The sequence below is a fragment of the Streptosporangium sp. NPDC003464 genome (assembly GCF_053588315.1).
This window is the reverse complement of the sequence record NZ_JBSFPS010000144.1, coordinates 1-24,992: the sequence shown is the minus strand read 5'-3', so window position 1 is coordinate 24,992 and position 24,992 is coordinate 1. Positions and strand designations below refer to the sequence as shown.

At 73.1% G+C, this 24,992-nt stretch carries 21 protein-coding genes; 12 read left to right on the top strand and 9 right to left on the bottom strand.

What is annotated here, in order from left to right; genetic code table 11:
* The 4 genes from ACWDS7_RS28230 to ACWDS7_RS28215 form a co-directional block, all read right to left on the bottom strand.
* Nucleotides 1-6,202 (bottom strand): amino acid adenylation domain-containing protein (locus ACWDS7_RS28230; RefSeq protein WP_451931738.1); only part of this gene is annotated, 6,202 nt, incomplete at its 3' end.
* 175 nt (nt 6,203-6,377) lie between these two features.
* Complete coding sequence (locus ACWDS7_RS28225; RefSeq protein WP_451931737.1) at nt 6,378-8,777, bottom strand: MMPL family transporter; 2,400 nt, start codon at nt 8,775-8,777, stop codon at nt 6,378-6,380.
* Entirely contained in the window at nt 8,777-9,046 is a 270-nt protein-coding gene (locus ACWDS7_RS28220; RefSeq protein ID WP_306867901.1) for an acyl carrier protein, read from the bottom strand. Before ACWDS7_RS28220 ends, ACWDS7_RS28225 begins: the two co-directional genes overlap by 1 nt.
* 2 nt (nt 9,047-9,048) lie before the next feature.
* The gene (locus tag ACWDS7_RS28215) at nt 9,049-10,902 is read right to left on the bottom strand and encodes a fatty acyl-AMP ligase (RefSeq protein WP_451931736.1); all 1,854 of its coding nucleotides are present in this window, start codon (nt 10,900-10,902) and stop codon (nt 9,049-9,051) included.
* A 228-nt stretch (nt 10,903-11,130) separates the two neighbouring features.
* On the opposite strand from ACWDS7_RS28215, the gene ACWDS7_RS28210 reads away from it, so the two are divergent.
* Nucleotides 11,131-12,078, top strand: a complete 948-nt coding sequence (locus ACWDS7_RS28210) for a cation diffusion facilitator family transporter (RefSeq protein WP_306867898.1) — start codon at nt 11,131-11,133, stop codon at nt 12,076-12,078.
* Nucleotides 12,079-12,156: 78 nt separating this feature from the next.
* Here ACWDS7_RS28210 and ACWDS7_RS28205 read toward each other — a convergent pair whose 3' ends face one another.
* Nucleotides 12,157-12,717, bottom strand: a complete 561-nt coding sequence (locus ACWDS7_RS28205; RefSeq protein WP_451931735.1) for a TetR/AcrR family transcriptional regulator — start codon at nt 12,715-12,717, stop codon at nt 12,157-12,159.
* Between the two features lie 81 nt (nt 12,718-12,798).
* Here ACWDS7_RS28205 and ACWDS7_RS28200 point away from each other — a divergent pair, with 81 nt between their 5' ends.
* The 4 genes from ACWDS7_RS28200 (at nt 12,799) to crcB (ending at nt 15,929) form a co-directional block, all read left to right on the top strand.
* Nucleotides 12,799-14,379, top strand: coding sequence for an MDR family MFS transporter (locus ACWDS7_RS28200; RefSeq protein ID WP_451931734.1), 1,581 nt, complete (start codon nt 12,799-12,801; stop codon nt 14,377-14,379).
* Nucleotides 14,380-14,716: 337 nt separating this feature from the next.
* Nucleotides 14,717-15,217, top strand: a complete 501-nt coding sequence (locus ACWDS7_RS28195) for a fluoride efflux transporter FluC (RefSeq protein ID WP_306867892.1) — start codon at nt 14,717-14,719, stop codon at nt 15,215-15,217.
* The gene (locus tag ACWDS7_RS28190; RefSeq protein ID WP_306867890.1) at nt 15,214-15,558 is read left to right on the top strand and encodes a DUF190 domain-containing protein; all 345 of its coding nucleotides are present in this window, start codon (nt 15,214-15,216) and stop codon (nt 15,556-15,558) included. The genes ACWDS7_RS28195 and ACWDS7_RS28190 overlap by 4 nt, the downstream gene beginning before the upstream one ends.
* Complete coding sequence (crcB, locus tag ACWDS7_RS28185; protein WP_451931733.1) at nt 15,555-15,929, top strand: fluoride efflux transporter CrcB; 375 nt, start codon at nt 15,555-15,557, stop codon at nt 15,927-15,929. The genes ACWDS7_RS28190 and crcB overlap by 4 nt, the downstream gene beginning before the upstream one ends.
* 321 nt (nt 15,930-16,250) lie before the next feature.
* Here crcB and ACWDS7_RS28180 read toward each other — a convergent pair whose 3' ends face one another.
* Together ACWDS7_RS28180 and ACWDS7_RS28175 are read right to left on the bottom strand one after the other, a co-directional pair.
* On the bottom strand, nt 16,251-16,787 hold the full coding sequence (locus ACWDS7_RS28180; RefSeq protein ID WP_306867886.1) for a carboxymuconolactone decarboxylase family protein: 537 nt from the start codon (nt 16,785-16,787) through the stop codon (nt 16,251-16,253).
* A complete protein-coding gene (locus tag ACWDS7_RS28175) occupies nt 16,784-17,335 on the bottom strand; it encodes a peroxiredoxin (protein WP_306867884.1) in 552 nt (183 codons plus the stop codon). Before ACWDS7_RS28175 ends, ACWDS7_RS28180 begins: the two co-directional genes overlap by 4 nt.
* Nucleotides 17,336-17,652: 317 nt before the next feature.
* Between ACWDS7_RS28175 and ACWDS7_RS28170 the strand changes: the two genes are divergently transcribed.
* On the top strand, nt 17,653-18,648 hold the full coding sequence (locus tag ACWDS7_RS28170; RefSeq protein ID WP_451931732.1) for a hydrogen peroxide-inducible genes activator: 996 nt from the start codon (nt 17,653-17,655) through the stop codon (nt 18,646-18,648).
* A gap of 190 nt (nt 18,649-18,838) precedes the next feature.
* On the opposite strand, the gene ACWDS7_RS28165 is transcribed toward ACWDS7_RS28170, so the two are convergent.
* Nucleotides 18,839-20,023 carry a pyridoxal phosphate-dependent aminotransferase gene (locus tag ACWDS7_RS28165; protein WP_451931731.1) on the bottom strand — a complete coding sequence of 395 codons (1,185 nt, stop codon included), beginning with the start codon at nt 20,021-20,023 and terminating at the stop codon, nt 18,839-18,841.
* 163 nt (nt 20,024-20,186) lie between these two features.
* On the opposite strand from ACWDS7_RS28165, the gene ACWDS7_RS28160 reads away from it, so the two are divergent.
* From ACWDS7_RS28160 to ACWDS7_RS28135, 6 genes are read left to right on the top strand one after another with little or no spacing between them, the layout of a single operon-like run.
* The gene (locus tag ACWDS7_RS28160; RefSeq protein ID WP_451931730.1) at nt 20,187-21,134 is read left to right on the top strand and encodes a DUF418 domain-containing protein; all 948 of its coding nucleotides are present in this window, start codon (nt 20,187-20,189) and stop codon (nt 21,132-21,134) included.
* Nucleotides 21,131-21,925, top strand: a complete 795-nt coding sequence (locus tag ACWDS7_RS28155) for a carbon-nitrogen hydrolase family protein (RefSeq protein ID WP_451931729.1) — start codon at nt 21,131-21,133, stop codon at nt 21,923-21,925. Before ACWDS7_RS28160 ends, ACWDS7_RS28155 begins: the two co-directional genes overlap by 4 nt.
* Before the next feature lie 9 nt (nt 21,926-21,934).
* Nucleotides 21,935-22,396, top strand: coding sequence for a hypothetical protein (locus tag ACWDS7_RS28150; protein ID WP_451931728.1), 462 nt, complete (start codon nt 21,935-21,937; stop codon nt 22,394-22,396).
* Nucleotides 22,393-22,824, top strand: a complete 432-nt coding sequence (locus ACWDS7_RS28145; RefSeq protein WP_451931727.1) for a hypothetical protein — start codon at nt 22,393-22,395, stop codon at nt 22,822-22,824. The genes ACWDS7_RS28150 and ACWDS7_RS28145 overlap by 4 nt, the downstream gene beginning before the upstream one ends.
* A 53-nt stretch (nt 22,825-22,877) precedes the next feature.
* Entirely contained in the window at nt 22,878-23,378 is a 501-nt protein-coding gene (locus ACWDS7_RS28140) for a SigE family RNA polymerase sigma factor (RefSeq protein WP_451931726.1), read from the top strand.
* Nucleotides 23,375-24,592: a hypothetical protein gene (locus tag ACWDS7_RS28135; RefSeq protein ID WP_451931725.1), complete on the top strand. Its 1,218-nt coding sequence runs from the start codon at nt 23,375-23,377 to the stop codon at nt 24,590-24,592. Before ACWDS7_RS28140 ends, ACWDS7_RS28135 begins: the two co-directional genes overlap by 4 nt.
* Here ACWDS7_RS28135 and ACWDS7_RS28130 read toward each other — a convergent pair.
* Nucleotides 24,568-24,992 (bottom strand): carboxyl transferase domain-containing protein (locus ACWDS7_RS28130; protein ID WP_451931724.1); only part of this gene is annotated, 425 nt, incomplete at its 5' end. The two genes, ACWDS7_RS28135 and ACWDS7_RS28130, sit on opposite strands and share 25 nt — an antisense overlap.

Here is a 24,992-nt window from a genome sequence, read left to right as displayed (position 1 = left end):
GGTTGACGATCGAGCGGTGGGAGACCACGACGCCCTTGGGGCGCCCGGTCGAACCCGAGGTGTAGATCACGTAGGCGGGGTTCTCCGGCGCGGGCCGTACATCGAGGTTCTCCGCCGGATATCCGGACACGTCCGCGGCGGCCAGCCAGTCACGGTCGATGACCAGCACCGGGCGCGCGTCCTCAAGCGTCGAGGCGATCCGCTCCGCCGGATGGTCCGGGTCGACCGGCAGGTAGGCGGCGCCCGCCTTGACCACGGCGTACATCGCGACCAGCAGCTCCAGCGACCGGGGCAGCACCAGCGCGACCAGGCGCTCCGGCCCGGCCCCGCGCTCGGCCAGCAGCCGCGCCAGCCGGTTGGCCCGCGCGTTGAACGCGGCGTAGCTCAGCTCCGCCCCCTCGAACACCAGCGCCGTCGCGTCGGGGGTCCGCGCGACCTGGGCCTCGAACAGCCCGGCCAGCGTCACGTCGGGTACGGCCGCCGCCGGGCCGTTCCACCGGCGCAGGACGAGCTCCCGCTCGTCGTCGCCGAGCCCGCCGAGGCGCCCGACGGCGGTGTCCGGCGCGGCGGCCAGCTCGGCGAGCAGCCGCCGGAAGCGCTCCAGCAGCCCTCCGGCCTCCGCCCCGGTGAACACGTCGGGCCGGTACTGCAGCCGCAGGCGGAACCGCTCCCCCGGGACGACCAGCAGCGTGATCGGATAGTGGGTCGCGTCGGCCACGTCCGCCGAGGTCAGCCGGAGATCCCCGGCCGTGGTCCGCGGGTCGACGGGGTAGTTCTCCATCACCAGCAGCGTGTCGAACAGCGTGCCCCGCCGGATCTCGGTCAGCCCGAGGTGGTGGTGGGCCAGCAGCTCGGCCTGCCCGTCGCGGAGCCTGCGCAGCAGGTCTCCCACCGGCTCGGCCGGGTGGAGCCGCACCCTGACCGGCAGGGTGTTGACGAACAGGCCGATCATCCGCTCGACACCGGGCAGCTCGGCCGGCCGGCCGGAGACGGTGCCGCCGAAGACGACGTCGTCGCGGCCGGTGAGCTGGGCGAGCAGCAGGCCGAAGGCCGCCTGCATGACCGTGTTCAGGGTGGTGGAGTGGGTGCGGGCCAGGGCGGTGAGCGCCCGGGTCAGGTCGTCGCCGAGCTCGGCGGTGACGCGCTCCGGCATGACCGGGTCGGCGGGGGCGTGCGGGGCGAGGAGCGTGGGACCGTCCAGGCCGTCCAGGGCCCGCGTCCAGGCCGCGGCCGCCGCCGCCTGGTCCTGGCCGGCCAGCCAGGCCAGATACCCCTTGTACGGCGGGGCCGCGGGGGGCTGGGCCCCGCCGTAGAGGGCGAACAGCTCGGCGGCCAGCAGCGGGGTGGACCAGCCGTCGAGCAGGATGTGGTGGTTGGTGAGGATCAGCCGGTGCCGGTCCGGCGCGAGCCGTACCAGGGCGAACCGCAGGAGCGGGGGCCTGGCGAGGTCGAAGCGGCGGGCCCGCTCCTCGGCGGCCACGCCCTCGGCGTCGGCGGTGACGACCTCCCGCCAGGGCACCTCGACCCGGCGGTGCACGAGCTGGACGGGCTCCTCGCGGAGCTCGAAGGAGGCGCGCAGGTTGGGGTGCCTGCGGAGGAGGTGTTCGGCGGCGGCCCTGAGCCTGGCGGCGTCGAGGGGGCCGGTGAGGTCCAGCACGAGCTGGGCGGTGTAGACGTCGACGGCCAGCAGGGAGTGGAAGAACAGGCCCCGCTGGAGCGGGGCGAGCGGCCAGGCGTCCTGCAGGTCCGGCCCGAGAGCGTCGAGGTCGTCCTGTGTGAGCGGGGCGGTGACGTCGGAGGGGGTGAGGGCGCCGCCGGTGTGCCGGGAGATGCCGGTCAGGGCCTCCGACCAGGCGGTGGCCAGCTCGGCGATCCGGTCCTCGGCGTAGTGGCCCGGATCCCAGGTCCAGGTGACGCGGAGGGTGTCGCCGAGAGCGACAGCGGTGATCTCGATGCCGTGCCTGAGCGGGGCGTCGGCGTCCTGGCCGCCGGACAGACCGCCGGACGGGCCGTCGATGTCGGGCTCCCAGTCCCCGCCCGAGGCCGTGATCCGGCCGAGATAGTTGAAGCCGATCTCGGGCCGGGGCAGGGCCGCGAGGACGGGCGCCGTGCCGGGGTTGAGATAGCGCAGCAGGCCGTAGCTGAGGGAGTCGGGGAGGGCGCGGAGCTGCTCCTTGACCCGTTTGACGGCCTGGGCGGCGGCCGGCCCGCCGTTCCTGAGGTCGCTCCAGTCGACGGGTCCCGCGTCGATCCGCGCGGGGTGCATGGCGGTGAACCAGCCGACGGTCCGGGACAGGTCGACCCCCGGGAAGACGTCCTCCCTGCCGTGCCCTTCCAGGTCGATCAGGACCGGCCGGTGCCCGCTCCACCTGGCGACCGCCGCCGCGAGCCCGGCCAGCAGCACGTCGTCGGCCCGCCCGTGGAAGGCCGCGGCGACCCTGCCCAGCAGCGGTCCCGTCACCTCGGCGGGGAGCTCCACGACCCGCTCGCGCCGGTCCCCCCAGCTGCCCCACCGCCGGGCCGCCGGGCCCGCGCCGCCGCCCGGCCCGGGGTCCAGGAGCGCGGTCCAGATGGGGAGTTCGGCCAGGCGGGCGGGGGTGACGGCCTCGGCCTGGAGCCGCCGTGCCCAGGCGCGGAAGGAGGTGGTGGGCGCGGGGAGCGTATGGGGGGTGCCGGTGGCGGCGGCGGTCCAGGCGGTCAGGAGGTCGGGCAGCAGGATCCGCCAGGAGACGCCGTCGACGGCCAGGTGGTGCAGGGTCAGCAGGAGCTGGCCCTGACGCTCGGGGCCCGCGTCGAGCCAGGCGACCGCGGCCATCCGCCCCGCGGCCGGGTCCAGCGCGGCGCGCAGCGGCCCGGCCTGCCCGGCGACCGCCTCGTCCAGGTCCCCGGTGACCTCGACGCGCCACACCTGGCCGGCCGCGCGGACCGCCCCGCGCGGCAGCACCTCCAGCCCTCCCGGAACGGTCCCGCTCAGCCGCAGCGCGTCGTGGTGGTCCAGTACGGCCTGCACGGCCTCGGTGAGGTGGTCCAGGCCGAGGCCCGGAGGGACCCGGAGCACCACGCTCTGGGTCAGGCCGTCGGCCGGTCCCTCGCCCTCGGCGAGCCACGCGATGATCGGGGTGGCCGGGACGGCCCCCACGCCGTCGTCTCCCCCGTCGCCGGCGGCGGGCGCCTCCGCCACCTCCTCCGCGGCGAGCGCCAGCGCCTGCGGGCTCTGGTGCTGGAAGACGTGCTTGGGGGTGAGTCCCAGCCCGGCCTCGCGGGCGCGGGCGACGAGCTGGATCGCCAGGATGCTGTCCCCGCCCAGGTCGAAGAAGCCGTCGTCGGCCCCTGCCCGGGGCAGCCCGAGCACCTCGGCGAACAGCCCGCACAGCAGCCGCTCCCGATCCGTGGCGGGCTCCCGGCCGGAGGTCTCCGGCTCCGGCTCGGGCAGGGCGCGCCGGTCGAGCTTGCCGTTGGCGGTGAGCGGCATCTCCGCCAGCACCACGATCGCGGCCGGGACCATGTAGTCGGGCAGGGACAGCCTGGCGTGTGCGCGCAGCTCGTCGGCGCCCGCCGTACCGGTCACGTAGGCGACCAGTCGCCGGTCGCCGGGCCGGTCGGCGCGGGCGAGCACGGCCGCCTGGCCGACGCCGGGGTGACCGGCGAGCACGCTCTCGATCTCTCCCAGCTCGATCCGGAAGCCACGGATCTTGACCTGCCGGTCCGCCCGGTCCAGGTAGTGGAGCCGGCCGTCGGCGTCCCAGCGGACCAGGTCTCCGGTGCGGTACATCCGGCCGCCGGGCCGGGACGGGTCGGCGACGAAGCGCTCGGCGGTCAGGCCGGGCCGGTTGAGGTAGCCCCGTGCCACGCTCGGACCGGCGACGTACAGCTCGCCGGCCGTGCCGGGCGGCACCGGGCGCAGGCCGGGGTCCAGGACGTGGAGGCGGGTGCCGTGGACGGGGCGGCCGATCGGGGTGTCCTCGGGAGAGGTCAGCGGGTCGCTGACGGCGACCACGACGGTCGTCTCGGTCGGACCGTACACGTTGATCATCCGGCGGCCGGCGGACCAGCGGCGGACCAGTTCGGGGCGGCAGGTCTCGCCGCCGACCAGCAGTGTCCGCAGGTCGGGGAGCGGCCGCTCCGGGACCGTCGCCAGCGCGGCCGGGGTGACGAACGCGTGGGTGATCCGCGCCTCGGCCAGGAAGCGGCCGAGCGGCTCCCCGCCGTAGACCCCGGGGGGCGCCAGCACGAGCGCCGCGCCCGAGGAGAAGGCCATCAGCCACTCCAGCACCGCCCCGTCGAACCCGATCGAGGCGAACTGGAGCACCCGGCTGTCCTCGGTCACCGCGTACCGTTCGATCCCGGTCCGCGCGTAGCTCGGCAGGCCGGCGTGGGTGACCAGCACGCCCTTGGGCAGGCCGGTCGAGCCGGAGGTGTAGACGACGTAGGCCGGGTGGCCGGGCAGCAGCCCGGTCACCGGGTCGCCGTCGGGCAGGCCGTCTCCGCTCCAGGTGTCCATCATGACGATCTCGGCGCCGGAGAGGCCGTCCCCGTCCCCGGCTCCGGGACCGGCCGGCGGGCGGAACCCCGCCGCCGCGCAGGTGACCACGATCGGCGGCGCGGCGTCGGCGAGCATCATCGCGAGGCGGTCCGGCGGATACTCCGGGTCCAGCGGCAGGTAGGCGGCGCCGGACTTCAGGATCGCCAGGAACGCCACGACCATGTCGAGCGAGCGGGGCATCGACAGCCCGACGTGGCGGTCGGGTCCGGCGCCCCGGGCGATGAGGTGGTGCGCCAGCCGGTTGGCCCGGGCGTTCAGCTCGGCGTAGGTGATCTCGGCGTCCCCGGCGACGACCGCCACGGCCTCGGGGCGCCGCCGTACCTGCTCCTCGAACAGGGTGACGGCGGTGCCGCCGGCCGCCGCGGGCGGCACCTCGCGCGACGCGCCGCCCCAGCCGGCGAGGAGCGCCCGCTCGGCCCCGTCGAGCAGCTCGACCTCGCCGACGCGCAGCTCCGGCCCGGCCTGGGCGATCTGGGCCAGGGAACGCAGGAACCGGTCGTGGTGGCCGGCCAGTTCGGCCTCGCCGTACAGCTCGGGGTGGCCGTCGAAGTCGATGCGGACGCCGCGCCCGTCGGATCCGTCGTAGAGGTTGATCGACAGGTCCTCGACCGGCCCGGTGGACAGCGCGTGCGCGGTGGCGGCGTGACCGGCGAACTTCAGGTCGTAGTCGAACCGCATGATGTTGACCACCGGCCCGAACAGCCGCCCGCCCACCTCCCGGCGCAGGTCCTCATACCGGTAGCGCTGGTGCACCAGCAGCCGCCCGACCTCCTTGGTGACCTGCCCGGCGAGCTCTCGGAAGGTCGTCTGCGGCGGTACGGCCAGGCGGAGCGGGAGCACGTTGGAGAGCATGCCGGGGGTGCGCCGGGCCGCCGCGGTGGTCCGGGCGGTGACCGCCAGCCCGAGGACCACCTCCTGGGCCCCGGTGAGACGCCCGACGTAGGCCGCGGTGGCGGCGATCATGAGCCCGGACACGGCCGTCCCGTGGGACAGCGCCGCCTCCGTCAGCGCGGCGGCGTCGCCCTCCCCCAACCTCGCGCTCCACCGGTGGAAGCGCGAGGTGGCGACGGCGGCGCCGGAGGAGAGGACGGGGATGGCGGGCAGGTCGGCGAGCCGGTCCAGCCAGTAACGGCGGTCGGCTCCGAAGCGGCCGGAGGCGCGGTAGGCGGCGTCCTCTTCGAGCAGCGTGGTCAGCGATCCGAGCCCGCCGGGTCCGGGGTCGCGGCCCTCGGCCAGCGCGGTGTAGACCTCGGCCAGGCGCTGGGCGATCATCGGCCCGCTGTAGCCGTCCATGATCACGTGATGGCAGCGGAGATACCAGAAGTAGCGGTCGTCGGCGATCCGCAGCAGGGCGGTGGCCAGCAGCGAGTCCCCGCCCAGGGGGGCCGACAGCTCAGCCCGCATCCAGTCGAGCGCGGCCCGCTCGTCCCCGAGGTCGAGGAAGGGGCAGTGCGGCTCCCAGCCCTCGGCGACCTGCCCGCCCTCGACGATCCGGACCTGGATCGCGTCCACCTCCCCGGCCGCCAGGCGGACGGCCGAGGCGAAGACCACCGGGTCCACCGGCCCCGAGATCTCGATGTACTGGGCGATATGGATCGGGTCATCGGGAGCGATCCGCTGGGCGTGCCAAATCCCGCTCTGCGCCGCGGACAATGGCATGAAAGAACGCGGAATAAGCACCATCGCCACGCTTTCCATCTTGGCCGGAGAGTGCCTGATGGGTGCGTATCAGCACCTCAGCGGGGTAGAAACGCATTGTGTGCGACAATCTGCCCCACATTTGTTACCTGGCAGTAAACCATAGGTGTGATCTACATCGCAATAATTCAATTTGTCATTTGCCGCTAAACTCGCCCCTCATTTTTTCGCCTTTCCTCAAGACAACGCGACTGGATCTGAGCATGACGCGGGGCCGCACCAGCCCCCGGGGCCGGAGCATGACGCGGGGCCGCACCCCGGGGTCCGGCCGCCGGACCGGCCGCCCCGCGCGGTGCCACCAGGACAGCCCCCTGGCCAGCCGGCTCGGCCACCAGACGGCCTCGCCGACGTCCAGGGTCAGCGCCGTCACGAGCACCGAGCGGACGATCATCGTGTCGAGCAGCACGCCCACGGCCACGGCGAAGGCGATCTGCACGGTCTGCGTCAGCGGGAGCACCACGAGCACCGCGAAGGTGCCCGCGAGCACGACCCCGGCCGAGGTGATCACGCCGCCGGTCGCGCCGAGACCGAGGATCGCGCTGTGCGCCGTGCTGTGCCGGTGCGCCTCCTCCCGCACCCGGTGCATCAGGAAGATGTTGTAGTCCACCCCCAGCGCCACCAGGAACACGAAGACCAGCAGGACGAAGCCCTGGTCCACCCCGGCGAAGCCGAACAGGTGGGCGAAGGCCAGCGAGCTGATCCCCAGCGTCGCCAGGAACGACACCACGACGGTCGCCAGCAGCAGCAGCGGCGCGACGAGCGAGCGCAGCAGCAGGGCCAGCACCACGAAGACCACCAGCAGCACCAGCGGGATGATCACGGTGCGGTCCCGCTGCGCGCCCCGCTCCAGATCGGCGACCAGCGCCACGTTCCCGCCCACGTGGACGTCCGGGGCGGCCACCGCCCGCAGCCGGTCGCGCAGGGCGAGCACCTGGCGCTGCTCGGACTCCTCCCCGTTGCCGGCGCGCACGCTCACGTTGAGCAGGATGTCGCCGTTGCCCGCCGCGCCCAGCGAGATCGCGGTGACCTCGGGCCGCTGGGCGGTGTCGACGATCACGTCCCTGACGTACTGCTCGGTGGTGACCACCTGGACCGGGTCGGCCGCGCCGGCCGGGAAGTGCCTGGCGGCGGCCTCCTGCCCGACCACCGAGTCCGGCCTGCCGAGGAACACGTCGGCGTTGCTCAGCCCGCCCGCCTTGTAGGAGGCCAGCCCGGAGGCGCAGACGCCCAGCCCGATGACGGTGACAACCCACACCAGCCTTGGATTCTTCGCGATTTTCCGCCCTAAAGTGCCCCAGGTGCCGGCGTCGGCGGGGAGATCCCCGGCCGCCTGCGCCGGCCCGCGCGGGCCCTCGCCTCCGGGGGGCCGGCAGCGCGGGACGAGCGGCCAGAACACCCACCGCCCGAAGACGACCATCACGGCCGGCAGCAGCGTCATCATGGCGAGCATCACGCTGGCCACACCGACCGCCGAGACCGGCCCGAGCCCCTTGGTGGAGTTCAGGTCGGCCACCAGCAGGCACAGCAGCCCGGCCACCACGGTCGCCGCGCTCGCCACCACCGCCGGGCCGGCCCGGCGCAGCGCGACCGCCATCGCCTCGTGCCGGTCCTCGTGCCTGCCCAGCTCCTCCCGGTAGCGGGCGATGACCAGCAGCGCGTAGTCGGTGCCGGCCCCGATCACCAGGACCATCAGCAGCGAGACCGCCACGCTGCTGACCGTGATCGCCTCCGCGGCGGCGAGCAGGTAGTTGACCCCCATCGCGACGACCAGCCCCACCAGCACGACGCCCAGCGGGAACAGCCAGAGGACCACGCTGCGGTAGGTGATCAGCAGCACCACCACCGCCACGCCCATCGCGGCCAGCAGCAGGTCGGTGTCCACGGTCGAGAACACCGCGAGCGCGTCGGCCTGGAAGCCGACCATGCCCGTGATGTGCGCGGCCAGCCCGGCGGGCCGGCCCGCGTCGACGACCCGGCGCACCCGCTCGACGACCTCGGCCGTCTCCCGGCCGCCCTGGTCCCTGACGACGACCACGACCTGGACGGCCTGGCCGTCCTTGGACCGCTGCGAGGCGATCAGCTTGACCGTCTTGGCCGGCGCGGGCAGCCGGAGCTTCCGCTCGACCACCCGCAGCGGCTCCGGCAGCCTCCCCTCCGCGTCCCGGTACGGCTTGAGCTCCCGGTCGAACTCCGCCCGCCCGAAGGTCCTGCCACCGGTCGGCGCGGGCAGTTCCGCCACCACCCCGGCGACCCCGGCGAAGGCCTTCATGTCCCGGGCGATCTCTTCCTCGTCGGCCCGGGTGAGGCCCTCGCGCCGCTCGTAGACGATCGTCGCCGGGGAGAGGCTCTCCCCCTGCATGCCGAGAATGCGCTTGACCGCCTGCGCGGAGTCGGCCTTCTCCGGGAGGTAGGCGGCGATGTCGTCCTTCTGCGCCGACTCCAGCCGTCCGGCGAAGGACCCGGCGATCCCGATGACGCCCAGCCAGATGACCAGCACCACCCACTTCGCGCGCCGGCCGCACAGCAGAGCGGTCATCAGCCCGCGCTCAGCCGTCCCCGGAGGTGGTCGGCCATGGCCGCGACCGTCGGATGCTCCCAGGCGAGGGTCGGCTCGACCTCCAGCCCGTACTCCGCCTCGATGTCGCCGCAGAGGCTGAGCAGGTAGACCGAGTCCATGCCGTGCTGGGCGAAGGGCACCAGCGGATCGATCTCCTCCGGCGCGCGCGTCACGTACGAGGCCACCTGGGCCCGCAGCCAGCCCCGAATGCTGTCCAGGTCGGTGGCGATCCCGGCGTCGGCGGACATGCTCACACTCCTTCCGGTACGGCGTGCGCGGCCGGCACGGCTCCTGGTACGGCGTCCGCGGCCGGCACGGCGTGCGTGGCCGGCACCGTGCCGCCGGCCGCCCCGGCGTCGTCCCCGGCCGGTACGGCGCCCCCGCCGGCGGCCGGGACGAGTCCGGCGACGGCCGGGGTGAGCTCGGCGTGGACGACGGGGAGCGTCCCGGTCAGCAGCAGGTCGCGGGTGCGGGAACGCTGGATCTTGCCGCTGGTGGTCTTGCCGACCCCGCCGCGTTCGACCAGCACGACGCTCATCGACGGCAGGCCGAAGGCGCGGGCGAGCTCTCCCTGGACCCGACAGGCGACCTCCTCGGCGCCGGCGCCGTCCAGGCGCTGCCTGCGGACCTCCTGGACGAGCACCACGTGCTCCCCGGCCGCCTCGATCCCGAAGGCCGCCGCGGCGCCCAGTGACGGATGCGCCCGCCGGGCCGCCTCCTCCAGGTCCTGCGGGTAGAGGTTACGCCCGTTGACGATGACGACGTCCTTGATCCGGCCGGTGACGTAGAGCTCGCCGTCGAGCAGGAAGCCGAGGTCACCGGTCCGCAGGAACGGCCCGTCGCCGTCGGCGGTGTGCCCGCCGAAGGCGTCGTGGCTGGCCTCCGCGCGCTGCCAGTAGCCCCTCGCGACGCTCCCGCCGCGCACCCAGATCTCGGCGACCCTCCCCTCCGGCAGAACCGCGCGGGTCCCGGGGTCGACGATCCGTACGGTCATGCTGATCGGCCGCCCGCAGCCGACCAGCTCCACGCCGTCCCGCGCGGGGACCGCCCGGTGCCGCTCCAGCGCGCCGGGGTCGAACCGGCGGATCAGCGGCCCGTGCCCCAGGGGGGTGGCGGTGACCACCAGGGTGGCCTCGGCCATGCCGTACGCCGGCGCCCATGCCTTCTCGCTGAAGCCGACGGCCCCGAAGCGGTCGGCCATGGCGCGCAGCGTGCCGGTGCGGACCGGTTCGGCTCCGTTGAGCGCGAACCGCAGGCTGGACAGGTCGAGACCGGCGAGCTGCCCGTCGGTGACCCGGGCGGCGCACCACTCGTAGGCGAAGTTCGGCGCGACGGTGTATCCGGCCCGGTAACGGCTGATCATCTCCATCCAGAGCGCGGGGCGCATGACGAAGGCGATCGGCGAGGCGAAGTACAGGTCGCCGCCCGCGTAGAGCGGCTGGAGCAGCATGCCGATCAGGCCCATGTCGTGGTAGTGCGGCAGCCAGCCGACCCCCACGCCCTCCTCCGGCGAGCCGATCGCCCGCCAGATCTCCTCCTCGTTGTGGAGCAGGTTGGCGTGGGTGAGCATGACGCCGCGCGGCTCGCTGGTGGAGCCGGAGGTGTACTGCATGTAGGCGAGGGTGTCCGGGCCGGTCTCCGGCATCGTCCAGGCCCCGGCGCCGGGCGGGCTCAGGGCGTCGGTGGCCACGCACTCGACCGTGCCGTCCAGGCCGACGTCGCGCAGCCACCGGGTGAGCATGGCCTGGTTGGCCGAGTCGGTGAGCACCATCCGCACGTCGGCGTCCTTGATAATGCCCTCCGCCCGCTCCAGCGCGCGCGGGTCGGTCTGCGGCAGCGGCGAGGGCACCGCGATCACACGGGAGTACAGGCAGCCGAGGAAGGCGGTCAGGAACTCCAGCCCGGCGGGGTAGAGCAGCAGGGCCGTCTGGTCCGTCATCCGCCGCCCGGCCAGCCACGCCCCCGTGGCCCCGGCCCGCTCGTCGATCTCGGCGAAGGTCAGGCGGGTCTCGGCGAGCTCGCCCCTGCGGTCCTCCACGAAGGTGTACGACCGCCCGTGCCCGTACCGGTCGGCCTGCGCGCGCACCCGCTGCACAAAGGACATCTGGTCATCTCCCGTGACGGCAAGACCACCCAACATAAGAGGAAAGATCAGCCGGTCCCAGGCCTGCGCCGCACAAGCTACCGCTCGGTTTTATGCGGAAATTTAGCATTTTGCCGCCAGCGAATTCTCCCTTCACCTCACGCCAGCGCAGACCGGGAGGTTGCCCTGTTAGGCTTACCTTGCTTAACATCTGAGCAACTGTTCAAGTGTTAGGGAATGGATCTTGCGATGGGTCACGGACACGGCCATGGGCACGGACACGGCGCGGACTCCGACCGCCGCTACCTGGCGGCGGCGCTCGCCCTGCTGGTCGTCTTCATGGCGGCCGAGGTCGTCATCGGCCTCGTCGCCAACTCCATCGCGCTGATCTCCGACGCCGGGCACATGCTGACCGACGCCGCCTCCATCGCGCTCGCCCTGATCGCGATGGGCATGGCCGCCCGTCCCGCCCGCGGCGCCTACACCTTCGGCTGGAAACGCGCGGAGATCCTGTCGGCGGCGATCAACGGGCTGACGTTCGTGCTGCTCGTCGTCTACTTCGTCTACGAGGGCGTGCGGCGGCTCGTCGAGCCGCCCGAGGTCAAGGGGGGCCTGGTCCTCGGCACGGCCCTGGCCGGGATCGCGGTCAACGCGGTCGCCGCCTGGCTCATCGCCAGAGCCGACCGGAGCAGCCTCAACGTGGAAGGGGCCTTCCAGCACATCCTCAACGACATGTACGCCTTCATCGCCACCGCGATCGCGGGCGCGGTCGTCTGGCTCACCGGCTGGGGCCGGGCCGACGCCATCGCCGCCCTGGTCGTGGCGGCCCTGATGGCCAAGTCCGCCTACGGCCTGCTGCGCGACGCCGGACGCGTCCTGTTCGAGGCCGCGCCCACCGGCGTGCACCCGGCCGAGGTGAGCGCCGCGATCGCCGCCCACGCCGAGGTCACCGCCGTGGAGGACCTGCACGTGTGGACGGTGACCAGCGGCTTCCCCGCACTGTCCGCACACGTGATCGTCAGGCCCGGCGGCGACTGCCACCGGATCCGCCGCGAGCTCGCCGAGCTGCTGCACGAGCGCTTCCACATCGACCACACCACCCTGCAGGTCGACCACGTGCCGGGCACGGCCTGCCGGATCGCCAGAGCCGCCGACCGGCCCGCCGCCGGCCCGCCGCCCGCGGGCATCACCTCCTGAGGCGGGCGCCCCGGGCGGGTCTCGTCCCGGGCGGGCCGCCCCGGGCGACCCACAGCCCGAGACGGGCGCGGGCGCGGCTCACAGCCTGAGACACGCCTCGAAGACGGCCGTGAGCCGCCGGACCACCGTCTCCTCGTCGGGCGCGTCGATCGCGTCGGGGCCGTAGAGCTGGCTCAGCGTGCCGGAGCCGGTGATGAGGGCGGTGGCGACGGTCGCCCGGAAGAGCGGGTCCGGGCCCGGCAGCCGCTCGGCCAGCGGCTCCAGGATCGCCGAGGTGACCCGGTCACGGATGATCCCGTGGATCTCCGAGCAGGACGACGACCGGATGAGCGCCGCCATGATCGGGCTCCCCCGGTCCGACCGGAGCCGCTCGGCGACGTACTCCGCCAGGCGGCGGGGGAGCTGCTCCTCGGGGACCTCCAGCACGCCGGGGAAGCGCCCCTGCATGGCGAGCACCTCGGCGAACAGCTCCCGCTTGGTGCCGAAGTAACGGTTGATCAGCGAGATGTTGGCGTCCGCCTCCGCGGAGATCAGCCGCATCGTCACCTCGTCGTATCCGAGTTCGGTGAACAGCCGGCGGGCGGCGTCGAGAATGCGCTGCCGGGTGCCCGCCCGGTCGCGGTGCCGTACCTCATCCACCTGACCGATCCTTCCAGATTTGACCAGTAAACAAGCGTCTACTAACTTCATATGTATCGTACATACATTGGGGGACGGTTCATGCTGACCGAACAACAGGCCCAGGCCGAGGCCGCACCACGCTTCACACACAAGCAGGTGCTGGAGATCCTGGCCGGGCTGATGCTCGCCATGCTGACGTCGATGATCTCGACGTCCGTGGTGGGGACCGCGCTGCCGACGATCGTGGGCACGCTCGGCGGTCAGGACCAGCTCGCCTGGGTGGCCAGCGCGACGCTGCTCACCATGACGGCCTCCACCCCGCTCTGGGGCAAGCTGTCGGACCTCTACGGCCGCAAGCTCATGTTCCAGGCCGCCCTGCTGGTCTTCCTCCTCTCCTCCGTCGCCGCGGGCTTCTCCCAGGACATGGGCCAGCTCATCGCGGCCAGGGCCGTGCAGGGCATCGGCGCCGGCGGCCTCGCCGCGCTGCCGCAGATCATCCTGGGCGACGTGGTCGAGCCCCGCGAGCGCGGCCGCTACTCCGGTTACATCGGCGCGGTCTTCGGCGTCTCCACCGTGGCCGGGCCGCTGCTCGGCGGCTTCATCGTGGACAACATGTCCTGGCGCTGGACGTTCTGGATCTGCGTGCCGCTGGCCGTGATCGCCTTCGTCGTCATCCAGAAGGTGCTCAAGCTGCCGCTCATGCGCCGCGACACCAAGGTCGACTGGTGGGGCGCCACCTTCATCACCGGCGGCACCACCGCGCTGATGCTGCTGCTGTCCCTCGGTGGCAAGGAGTTCGGCTGGAACTCCGCGTGGACCTACGGCCTGGGCGCGCTCAGCCTGGTGCTGTTCGGCCTCGCCGTCGTCGCCGAGCGCAGGGCCGCCGACCCGATCCTGCCGCCGCGCCTGTTCCGCAACCACACCTTCATGCTCAGCAGCATCGCGTCCCTGCTCGTCGGCGCCTCGATGTTCGGCGCGCTGATGTTCCTCCCGCAGTACCTGCAGATCGTCAAGGGCATGAGCCCCACCGGTTCCGGCCTGATGACCCTGCCCATGGTGCTCGGGCTGCTGGTCTCCTCGATCCTGGTCGGCCGGTCCGTCAGCAGGACGGGCCGTTGGAAGGTCTTCCCCGTCGCGGGCATGCTGCTGGTCGCGGTCGGCCTGTTCCTGCTCTCCCGGCTGCACGTCGACAGCTCGCTGCTGGTCGTCGCCCTCGACATCGCGGTGCTCGGCGTCGGCCTCGGCGCCTCCATGCAGATCCTGATCCTGGCCGCGCAGAACGCCGTGACCCGCGCCGACCTGGCCTCCACCACCTCGGGCGTGACCTTCTTCCGCTCCCTCGGCGGCGCGGTCGGCGTGGCGGCCTTCGGCGCCATCCTGACCAACCGGCTCAGCGCGGAGCTGGTCTCCCTGGCCAAGGCCGCGCACCTGCCCCTCACCGGCGGCGCGACCCCCAGCCTCGGCTCCCCCGACGCCATCCGCCACCTGCCGGCGCCGGTGCTGGAGGTGATCCTGGAGGCCTTCACCCGGGCCATCCACATGGTCTTCCTGGTGGGCGTGCCCATCGCCGTCCTGGCCGCACTGGCGTCCCTGCTGCTGCGGGAGGTCCCGCTCCGCTCGGCCCGGACCGCCCCCGCCACCCCCGCCGACCCGACCGCTCCCCCGGCCCCGGCCGACTGACCTCCCGCACGACCACGGCGACGAGACGCCAGGGCCCGCCCCTGGCGTCTCGTCCCACGTATCCGGCTCCTCCCCGCGTACGGCGGGCGCAGGGTGCTCGGCGAGCCCGGACCGATGGTCCCCGTGACTCCTCCCCGCGTACGGCGGGCGCGGCCGCCGGTGGCCGGGACGCACCGCGCTAAGCTGAACGGTGTCAGGGGCGCCTCGCCGGCAGGCGGACGCCCGCGGCGGTGGGGCCCGCCGTACCCGAACCGTGGCACCGCGCTGCCGCCAACGGTCCCTACTCGTGAAAGGTCGTGTCCGCGTCCACGGGCACCCGCCACGCGTAGGGAGGGACATGCGTTCGGATCGGATGAGGTCCACGACGGTGACCGAGCCCATCGACCCCGATGTCGATCTGGCCGACGCGCGCCAGCGCCGAGAGCTGCGCCGCTCGCACTACCGTGTGCTGGCGGTGATCGCCGCGGGCGGCTCGATCGGCGCGGGCGCCCGCTACGGCGCCGGCCTGCTGTGGCCGACCGCCGACGACTCCTTCCCCTGGACCACGCTGGGCGTCAACGCCTCCGGCTGCCTGGTGATCGGGGTCCTCATGGTGACGCTGAGCGAGGCGTGGGCGGCGCCGGTCTGGGTGCGGCCGTTCTTCGGCACCGGTGTGCTGGGCGGCTTCACCACCTTCTCCACCTACTGCGTGGACATCGACCGCCTGGCGTCCGCCGGCCGGGCCGAACTGGCGCTCGGCTATCTGGCCGCGACGGTCGTCGCGGCCATGGCCGCGGTGGCGGCCGGCGCGTGGATCACCCGCCGGTTCCTGGCGAGGAGAGGGGGGAGATCGCGATGACCCTGTCCGGACGGGCCCTGCGGCTGACGATCTTCGTCGACGACACCGACACCTGGCATCACCGCCCCATGTTCACCGAGATCGTGCACCGCGCCCACGCCGCCGGGCTGGCCGGGGCGTCGGTCTTCCGGGGCATGGAGGGCTTCGGCGCCACCCAGGTCGTGCACACCACCCGGCTGCTCTCGATGGCCGACGACCTGCCGGTGGCCGTCGTGATCGTCGACACCGAACAGCGGATCCGCGCCTTCCTGCCCCAGTTGGACGAGCTCCTCATCGAGGGGCTGGCCGTGCTGGACGAGGTCGAGGTCGTCCACTACCTCGGCCGCCAGGGGGCGCCGTGAACTGGCTGCTGGTGCTGCTGGGCGGCGCGGTCGGCGCGCCGCTGCGCTACCTGACCGATCGGGCCGTGCAGGCCCGCCACGACACGGTCTTCCCCTGGGGCACCTTCGCCGTCAACGTGACCGGCTCGATGATCCTGGGCATGCTGACCGGTGCGGTGCTGGCCGGCGCGGTGGGCACCGAGGTGCGGCTGCTGCTGGGCACCGGGCTGTGCGGGGCGCTGACCACGTACTCGACGTTCTCCTACGAGACGTTGCGGCTGGCCGAGACCGGCGCGATGTTCTTCGCCGTCGCCAACGTCGTCGCCTCGATCGTCGCCGGCCTGGGCGCGGTGTCCGTCGGGCTCACGGTCGCTCAGGTGATCTTCGGATGATTCGGCGGGGCGGGACTCCCCGACGACGAGCCCTTCCGCGAGGCCGTACGCGAGCATCCGGAGTCCGGCTCGCGGGTGGCCCGGCAGAACTCCCGCGCGGCCACCGACGAGGAGCTCCACCCGCTGCGCGAGGTCCCGCCGTGGACGTGGCAGGAGCCCGAGAGCCGGGCGGAGGACGTCGGTCGCAGGGCTGACGGGCGACGGGCGGGTGTTCCGTGGAACACCCGCCGGTCCGCCGGAGAGCCCGGACCCCGGGCCGGAGGCTCGGCCCGGACCGGGGAGACGGACCTCCGGCCGAGCACTCGGCCCCCGGCCGGAGGCTCAGACCATGGCCAGGGCGGCCTCGGACTCCAGGGTGGCGGCGGTGGCGTTGACGACCGCCGCGATCCGGAGGGCCTCCTGGATCTGCTCGCGGGGCAGGCCGGCCTGGCGCAGCACCTGCTCGTGGGACTCCAGGCAGCGGCCGCAGCCGTTGATCGCCGACACCGCGAGGCACCAGAGCTCGAAGTCGACCTTGTCGACCCCCGGGTTGCCGATGATCGTCATGCGGAGCTTGGCCGGCATGGTGGAGTATGTCTCGTCACCGATCAGGTGGACCGACCGGTAGTAGACGTTGTTCATCGCCATGACGGCGTTGGCGCCCTTGGCCGCCTGGAACGCCTCGGCCGACAGGTTGGCGGCCGCCTCGGCGGAGATCTCGGCGATCACGCGGGCCGACCTGGTGGCCAGCGCGCAGGCCAGGACCGCGCCCCAGAGCTGCTGGTCGGTCAGCGACGAGGTCGTCACGGCCGAGCCCAGGTTGAGCTTGATGTCCTTGGCGTAGGCCGGGAGAGCCTCCTTCAGGGCATCGACGCTCATCCGGCCATCAGCTTCTGCGCGTCCAGGCCCGCCTCGCCCTTGTTCCAGTTGCACGGACAGAGCTCGTCCGACTGGAGCGCGTCGAGGACGCGGAGGACTTCCTTGACGTTGCGGCCGACGGAACCGGCGGTCACCATGACGAACTGGATCTCGTTGTTGGGGTCAACGATGAAGGTCGCGCGCTGGGCGACGCCGTCGGCCCCGAGGATGCCCAGCTCGGTGCAGAGCTCGCGCTTGATGTCCGACAGCATCGGGAAGGGCAGGTCACGCAGGTCCGGGTGGTCCTTACGCCAGGCGTGGTGGACGAACTCCGAGTCGACGGAGAAACCCAGGACCTGAGCGTCGCGGTCGGCGAACTCGCCCTCCAGACGGCCGAACTCGGCGATCTCGGTGGGGCAGACGAAGGTGAAGTCCTTGGGCCACGCGAAGTAGATCTTCCACTTGCCGTCGTAGGACTTGTGGTTGATCTCGGCGAACGCGCTGTCCGCGTCCAGGGAGACGCAGGCGGTCAGCTCGAACTCAGGGAAGTGGTCACCGACGGTGAGCAAGTCCGGATCTCCTTTGCAGAAGGACGTCGTTGTCGGGGCCTACCCTGCCGCATCTAACATTGATCCGAGAAATCGAGCAGTCAGGCCAATGTGAAAAGTTTTTCCTATCAGTCGGCCTCTCCACCCCGAGTCCGACACTCACGGCTCGCCGTTCGGACCGGAGGTCAGACGTCAGGCCGCGCCACCCGGGCCGGGCCGACCGACGCCTCCGCCCGCCCAGCCGGGGGCCCGGAGCCTCCACCTCTCGGCTACCGGTACGCACCGAGCGTAACGCTCCGCGTTCAAGCCTGTCCTCCACTATTCGAAATGATCAAGCCATGACCCGCCGTGCCCCTTTCCCTCCCCGTCCCGAAGGGCCGGCCTCCACGCTGCAGCCGACCCGCGAGCTCACCCCCACCCTGGCCCAGCTCCGGGCCTTCCTCGCGGTCGCCGAGCACCTGCACTTCAGGGAGGCGGCCACCGCTCTCCGGATGAGCCAGCCCGCGCTGTCGAGTGCGGTCTCGGCCCTGGAGGAGACTCTGCACACCCAGCTGCTGGAACGGACCACCAGGAAGGTCCTGCTGACCCCGGCGGGCGACCGGGTGGCGGTGCACGCCGCCCGGGTGCTCAAGGCGGTCGGGGACCTGATGGGCGAGGTGGCCCACACCAGGGAGCCCTTCCACGGCCCGGCGCACCTGGGGGTGATCCCCACCGTCGCCCCCTACGTGCTGCCCGCGCTGCTGCCGATGTTCGCGCGGAAGTTCCCGCGGCTCAAGCTGACCGTGCACGAGGCCAAGACCGAGACCATCCTGGAGGAGGTGCGCGAGGGCCGCCTGGACCTGGTGCTGCTGGCGCTTCCGACGGAGACGGCCGGCCTGGTCGAGGAGCCCCTCTACGAGGAGGACTTCCTGCTCGCCTGCCCCTCCGGCCATCCGCTGGCGGAGGCCGACGGGCCGCTGGAACGGGACGTGCTCAAGGGGCTCGACATCGTGCTGCTCAACCAGGGCCACTGCCTGCGCGAGCAGGCCATCGACGTCTGCCGCGAGGTCGGCGCCCGCGCCACCGCCGCCACCTACGCCACCAGCCTCCCCACCCTGGTGCAGCTCGTCGCGGGCGGTCTCGGCGTGACCCTGCTGCCGGAGTCGGCCGTCCCGGTGGAGACGGGCAGGCGCGCGCGGCTGACACTGCGCCGCTTCCAGCCCCCCGCCCCCGGCCGCACCATCGGCCTGGCCTACCGCGCCAGCTCCGCCCGGGCCCCCGAATACGCCCAGCTGGCCACGGCGGTCCGCGGCGCCGTCCGCGCCAGACGCCTGCCGGTCCGGATCATCCCGTGATCCAGCCGGTCCGGCCCCGCGGTCCGAGCGCCGCGGCGATCGTCCCGAGACCGTCGGCGTCCCCGGCCGCCACGCCGGCGTAGGTCCCGACCTCAGGTCCAGGTGGCCCGGACCGCCGCACAGATCAGGCCAGAAGGGACACCGCAACCGCCTGCGAGGCGTCGCCCCGGTGGCGGGCGGCGTCCGCCCGTCACCCGGGGCCGCCTCCCGTCCCGCCCAGCCGGGCCAGGCGGCTCACGGCCTCGTCGATGACCTCGTCCTTCTTGCAGAAGGCGAAGCGGACGAAGTGGCCGCCGCGCTCGGGGTGGGCGTAGAAGACCTGGGTGGGGATGGCGACCACGCCGGCCAGGGCGGGCAGCTCACGGGTGAGGGCGAGGCCGTCGGTGAAGCCCAGGGGGCGGATGTCGGTCTGGACGAAGTAGGTGCCGGCGGGCCGGTAGACGTCGAAGCCCGCGGCCGAGAGCCCGGCCGTCAGGCGGTCGCGCTTGGCCTGCAGACCGGCCCGGAGGGAGGAGACCCAGCCGAGCTCGTGGCGCAGGCCGTGGGCGACGGCGAGCTGCCAGGGCGCGGCGGCGGTGAAGGTGAGGAACTGCTTGACGGTCTGGACGGCGCGGACGAGCTCGGGCGGGGCGCAGACCCAGCCGGTCTTCCAGCCGGTCACCGAGAAGGTCTTGCCCGCCGAGGAGATCATCACGGTGCGGTCGCGCATGCCGGGGAGGGTGGCCAGCGGGATGTGCTCGACGCCGTCGAAGGTGAGGTGCTCGTAGACCTCGTCGGTGACGGCGACCAGGCTGTGCTCGTGGCACAGGAGGGCGATCTCCTCCAGCTCGGCGCGGGTGAGGACCGTGCCGGTGGGGTTGTGCGGGGAGTTGACCAGGATCACCCGGGTGCGCGGGCCGACGGCGGCGCGCAGCTCGGCGGGGTCGAAGGTGAACCGGCCCTCGACCGGGCGCAGCGTGACCGGCCGGAGCACGGCTCCGGCCAGGGCGACGGAGGCGGCGTAGGAGTCGTAGTAGGGCTCGAAGGCGATGACCTCGTCGCCCGGCTCGCACAGCGCCAGGATCGACGCGGCCACGGCCTCGGTGGCGCCGACGGTGACGAGGATCTCGCCGTCGGGGTCGTAGGCGAGGCCGTATTGGTCCTTGCGGTGCTCGGAGACGGCCTGCCGCAGCTCGGGGACGCCGGGACCCGGCGGGTACTGGTTGAGGCCGCCGCGGACCGCCGACACCGCGCGTTCCAGCATCTCCGGGGGCCCGTCGGTGTCGGGGAAGCCCTGTCCCAGGTTGATCGAGCCGGTCCGTGCGGCGAGCGCCGACATCTCAGCGAAGATCGTCGTGCCGAACTCGCGCATCCGCGCCACCAGGGAATCACTCACGCGCCCCAGCGTAACCGGCACGCCGCCCGGCGATCGAGACCGGAGCGTCCCCGTGTCCGGGTGAGCGGGCCCGCCGTGCGGCGGCTCGGAGAAGGAGGAGAAGCTCACTTTTGTCATGGGTCGTATATGCAGGGTGGATTGTGTGGTGGTACGTCTATTTCCTGTGACCCGAAGGCTTCATGAGCTGGACGCCCTCCGCGGCTTCGCGGTGTGCGGGATCATGCTGGTCAACACCTGGCAGCACACCCGCGAGAACCTCACGGCCCCCGAGGACACCGCGGTCGACTGGATGATCGACAACCTCCTGCAGAGCAGGTTCTATCCGATCTTCTCGTTCCTGTTCGGGCTGAGTTTCGTGCTGTTCCTGAGGTCCGCGGCCGGACGGACGGACCATCCCCGGCTGGTGCTGCTGCGCAGGCTGGCGGTGCTGGCCTGCTTCGGCCTGGTCCACCAGCTCGTGAACCCGGGCGAGGTGCTGCTGCCGTACGCGATCTTCGGGGCACTGGTCCTGCTGCCCGTCTCCTGCCTCCCCCGGCCGGCCGCGCTCGCGCTGGGGGTGGCCGTCACGGCCTGGGCGGTGCACGAGGGGGGTGGGACCAAGCTCATCCCGGGGCTGTTCCTGCTGGGCATGGCCATGATGGAGTATCCGCCGCCCGAGTGGCTGCTGGCGCCCGTCTTCGCGGGCGCCTGCGTGCTGGCGGTGATTCTGGGCTACCTGTGGGCCCGCACCGCCGTCGATCACACGCTCTTCTACCGGGGCACCTATCCGGCCGCCGGGCTGGCCGCCGCGGTGGCGTACTGCACCGGACTGCTGCTGCTCCTGCGGACCCGGGCGCGCGAGGCGCTGCTGGCCGCGCTGAGCCCGCTGGGCCGGATGGCGCTGACGAACTACCTGGTCAGCACCTTGGTCATCCTGGCGGCGCTGCCGCTGCTGACCGCCGACCCGACCCGGATCACCGGGGTGCTGCTCGCCGCCGCGGTGCTGGCGCTCCAGGTCGTGTTCAGCCGGGCCTGGCTGGCCAGGTTCAGATACGGCCCGCTGGAGTGGGCGTGGCGCCGCCTCACGTGGATGGAGCCCATGCCGAACCGCCGGATAAGGTCGGACGCGTGACACGCATCGCCCTGTGCCAGATCGCGGTCTCCGAGGAGCCCGCCGCCAACCTGCGCAGCGCCCGGGAGGCGCTGGAGCGGACCGCCGCCGGCGGCGCCGACCTGGCGATCCTCCCCGAGGCCACGCTCACCCGCTACGGCAGGCGGATCACCGACCTGGCCGAGCCGCTGGACGGGCCCTTCGTCACCGGGCTGGCCGAGGCCGCCCGGGCGCACGGCCTGGCCGTGGTCGCGGGGGTCTTCGAGCCGGGAGAGGGCCGGGTCCACAACACCGCGGTGGCCATCGGCCCCGGGGGCGGGATCGAGGCGGCCTACCGGAAGATCCACCTGTTCGACTCCTTCGGCGCCCGCGAGTCGGAGCTGGTCGCGCCGGGCGACACCCCGGTCGTGGTGGAGCTGGCCGGACTCCGGGTCGGCCTGGTCACCTGCTACGACATCCGCTTCCCCGAGCTGACCCGGGCATTGGTGGACCAGGGCGCCGAGCTGTTCGCGGTGATCGCCGCCTGGGGGACGGGGCCGATGAAGGAGGAGCACTGGACGACCCTGGTCCGGGCCCGCGCGATCGAGAACACCACCTGGGTGGCCGCCGTGGGCCAGGCGCCGAACCCGCAGGTCCGCGACGGCTTCGGGATCGGCCGGAGCATGCTGGTCGACCCGATGGGCGTGGTCCGCTCCGACCTGGGCCCGGCGCCCGCCGTGCAGACGTGCGAGCTGGACCCTCAGATCACGATTGCCACCCGGAATGCCCTACCGTGCCTGGAACACCGGCGGCTCCCTGTCGGCAGATCGTAAACTGCCACCGTGAGTGAGCCACCTGGTCGTAGAACGCAGATGCAGAAGGTCATCCCGCCCCGGCTGCTCGTGCCCTATCTGGCCGGCAGGCGGACCGTGATATCCGGATATGTCTACCGGGTGCAGGACTGCGCCCGCCTGACCACCCCGGCGCAGCTCTTCACCGGTCTCGACCTGGGCTTCGACGGCTCGGAGCTGACCGGCACGGTCCCGGAGATCTATCTCATGCGCTGGTTCGCCCGCGACATGGACAGCTACGTCGTGCCGTACGGCCCGCACATGGGCGGCGACTGGAACGATTCACCCCCGTTCGCCGGCAACGGCTTCACGACCTCGCGCGAGCACGTCGTGCCGCAGTTCCACACCACGCCGATGCCGATCCCCGCGGGGGCCGAGATCATCCACGTGACCGCCGACGAGGAGCGTCTCTTCGGCCTGTACGACGGACTCAGCTGGAGGCCGGCCGCATGAGCCCCGAGATCGAGCCGGTGGCCTCGGGCTTCGTCGCCCACTACGCCGATCGGACCTACGCGGCCGCCATCGGCCCGGGCGCCGACGAGGTCGTGCTGTTCAACGAGGAGGCCCAGGAGGGCTTCGAGGCCGCCGCCGGCTACTGGCGGACGGTGGTCTCCCGCGCCGACCTCGACTGGCTGGTGCTGGTCCGCACGGTCGGCGCGTTCGGCGGCGAGCCGTGCCTGGTCCTCGACGTCTCGGAGGAGAACGGCGAGGAGAGCCTGCACATCGCCTACACCGGGCACAGCGGGATGAAGGCCGAGGCGCTGGGCTACTGGATGGTCGACCACGGCGCCTACGAGGTCGTCGTCCCGCGCGAGGAGGTCTTCTCCCTCCGGATCGAGCGTCTGCCGGTCTCCCTCAGCCCGTCGACGCCGGAGCCGTAGGAGCGCCGCGGCGTGCCCTGTCAACCGGCGGGCCGCCCGGGTGTCTCGACAGTGTGACCGTCCTCTCCACAGCAGCGCCTCCCTCGTTCGCCGAGCTGTTCGCGGCGCACCATCTGTCGATGGTGCGGCTGGCCGGACTGCTCGGCGCCGACGACCCGGAGGACATAGCCCAGGAGGCGTTCGCCCGCCTCCACGCGCGGTGGTCACGGCTGCGCGACGACGGCGCGGCCGTCGCCTACGTGCGCTCCACCGTGTGCAACATGACCCGCAACCGGCTGCGCCACCTACGGCTGGTACGGCTGCGCCCGCTCGCCCCGCCGCCGGCCGCGCCCAGCAGCGAGCACGTGGTCATCGTCGCCGAGGAGCACCGGGAGCTCCTGACCGCCCTCGACCGCCTCCCCCGCCGCCAGCGCGAGGCCCTGGTCCTGCGCTACTGGCTGGACCTGTCGGAGCGGGAGATCGCCGACGCGATGGGCGTCTCCCCCGGCTCCGTCAAGACTCACACGAGCCGGGGACTGTCCGCCCTGGGCAGGACTCTCCGGGAGGATTCATGAACGATCTCGAAGAGCGCCTGCGCGCCGCGCTCGACGCCCGCGCCGGCACCTACACCACCGCCCCCGACGCCTACGCGAGGGTCCAGGCCCGCGGTTCCCGGGCACGGCGGCGCCGCTGGGCCGTCCTGGTCCCGGTGGCGGCCGCCGTGACCGCGGTGGCCGCGCTGGTCTGGTCCGCCGTCGCTCCGCCGGCGGGGGAGGGCGAGAACACCAGCATGGTCTCCGTCCGCGGTCCCGAGCAGTCGTTCGAGAAGGCGTTGCGGGACTATCCGCCCATCGGAGAGGTGCTCACGATCCCGCACCCGGACTTCCCGGACGTCCCGATCCGGGTCTGGTACAGCCGCGGGGCGCAGGCCGGTCCGCTGCGGTTCTGCGGGGCGCAACAGGTCACGGACACGGGCGGCACCATGGCCGGCTGCACGCCCGTCGAGCAGTGGGACGGCGAGGAGGCCGGGAGGGTCGGCGGCAGGACCGGCGGCATCCCCTTCCCGGCCGAGGTCGTCGTCTTCGGCGCGGCCAAGGAGTCCGTCCACGCGGTCAGGGCGACCGTCGGCGGCCGGAGCTTCCCCGGCACCGTGATCCGCGGCCGGGGCATGCCGCTGCCCGTCTGGACCGTCCGGTTCCCCGGCGCCTCCCTCGGCGCTCCCCCCTCCGTCAGCTACGCCTTCGCCGACGGGCGCGGGAAGCCGCTCCAGCGGCTGGACGACGTCCTCACACCGGCCTGCCACAAGGACCGTGAGCCCGCCGGTGCGGGTGTCCCCCTGCCCGGCGGGGTCAGCGCCCACCTCCACGCCGGCAACTGCCTGGTGTTCTGGCACGACGGCGGGCAGGCGGGACTCGCCGGCGGCGACTCCCGCACGACCTTGGGCGCCGGCCAGGAGCAGAGGAGGCAGCCGGTCACCGCCTGGGCCGGTCCCGGGCAGGCCGTGGCCGGTCGCTGGTACGGCTACACCGGTACGGGGACGGCCCGGGTCGAGCTGCGGCTCCGCGGCGGCGGCCGGGTGTCGGCCCACACGGTCGACGCCTTCCCCGGACAGGGCGTCCGCCTGTTCGGCGGTGAACTGCCCACCGGGGCCGACCCGAATCGGGACGGTGCCGTGTACGTCGGCTTCGACGCCCGCGGCGACGAGCTCTGGCGGCACGAGGTGCCCGCGCGGGGAGCCCGCCACTCCCGTAGGCCGCCGGCGTCTCAGCCCACCCCGAGCCGCCGGTAGCGGGCCAGACGGGCGGTGAGGCGGTCCGCGGGGGCCCGCCTCAGCAGGCCGGTGATCTCGTACTCGAGGGCGCCGGCCACCCGGCGGCAGAACGCCTCGGGCTCGTAGGCGGCGTCGGGGAGCTCCGGGATGATCCGGTCCACGATGCCGTCGCGGCGCAGGTCGGTGGATTTCACGCCCTGCGCGGCGGCGATCTCCGGCGCGAAGTCCACGCTCCGGTACAGCAGCGCGGAGGCCCCCTCCGGCGGCAGCGGGGACAGCCAGGCGTGCTGGGCGCAGAGCACCCGGTCGGCCGGCAGCAGCGCGAGAGCGCCGCCGCCGGCCCCCTCGCCGAGCAGCAGGCAGACGGTCGGGGCGTCGAGCACCATCAGGTCGGCCACCGACCGGGCGATCTCGGCGG

What these genes read in the sequence shown, in the direction of transcription:
- ACWDS7_RS28225 (WP_451931737.1), bottom strand. Translation starts at nt 8,777, where the DNA reads ATGACCGCTCTGCTGTGCGGCCGGCGCGCGAAGTGGGTGGTGCTGGTC.
- ACWDS7_RS28220 (WP_306867901.1), bottom strand. Translation starts at nt 9,046, where the DNA reads ATGTCCGCCGACGCCGGGATCGCCACCGACCTGGACAGCATTCGGGGC.
- ACWDS7_RS28215 (WP_451931736.1), bottom strand. Translation starts at nt 10,902, where the DNA reads ATGTCCTTTGTGCAGCGGGTGCGCGCGCAGGCCGACCGGTACGGGCAC.
- ACWDS7_RS28210 (WP_306867898.1), top strand. Translation starts at nt 11,131, where the DNA reads ATGGGTCACGGACACGGCCATGGGCACGGACACGGCGCGGACTCCGAC.
- ACWDS7_RS28200 (WP_451931734.1), top strand. Translation starts at nt 12,799, where the DNA reads ATGCTGACCGAACAACAGGCCCAGGCCGAGGCCGCACCACGCTTCACA.
- ACWDS7_RS28195 (WP_306867892.1), top strand. Translation starts at nt 14,717, where the DNA reads ATGCGTTCGGATCGGATGAGGTCCACGACGGTGACCGAGCCCATCGAC.
- ACWDS7_RS28190 (WP_306867890.1), top strand. Translation starts at nt 15,214, where the DNA reads ATGACCCTGTCCGGACGGGCCCTGCGGCTGACGATCTTCGTCGACGAC.
- ACWDS7_RS28180 (WP_306867886.1), bottom strand. Translation starts at nt 16,787, where the DNA reads ATGAGCGTCGATGCCCTGAAGGAGGCTCTCCCGGCCTACGCCAAGGAC.
- ACWDS7_RS28170 (WP_451931732.1), top strand. Translation starts at nt 17,653, where the DNA reads ATGACCCGCCGTGCCCCTTTCCCTCCCCGTCCCGAAGGGCCGGCCTCC.
- ACWDS7_RS28145 (WP_451931727.1), top strand. Translation starts at nt 22,393, where the DNA reads ATGAGCCCCGAGATCGAGCCGGTGGCCTCGGGCTTCGTCGCCCACTAC.
- ACWDS7_RS28135 (WP_451931725.1), top strand. Translation starts at nt 23,375, where the DNA reads ATGAACGATCTCGAAGAGCGCCTGCGCGCCGCGCTCGACGCCCGCGCC.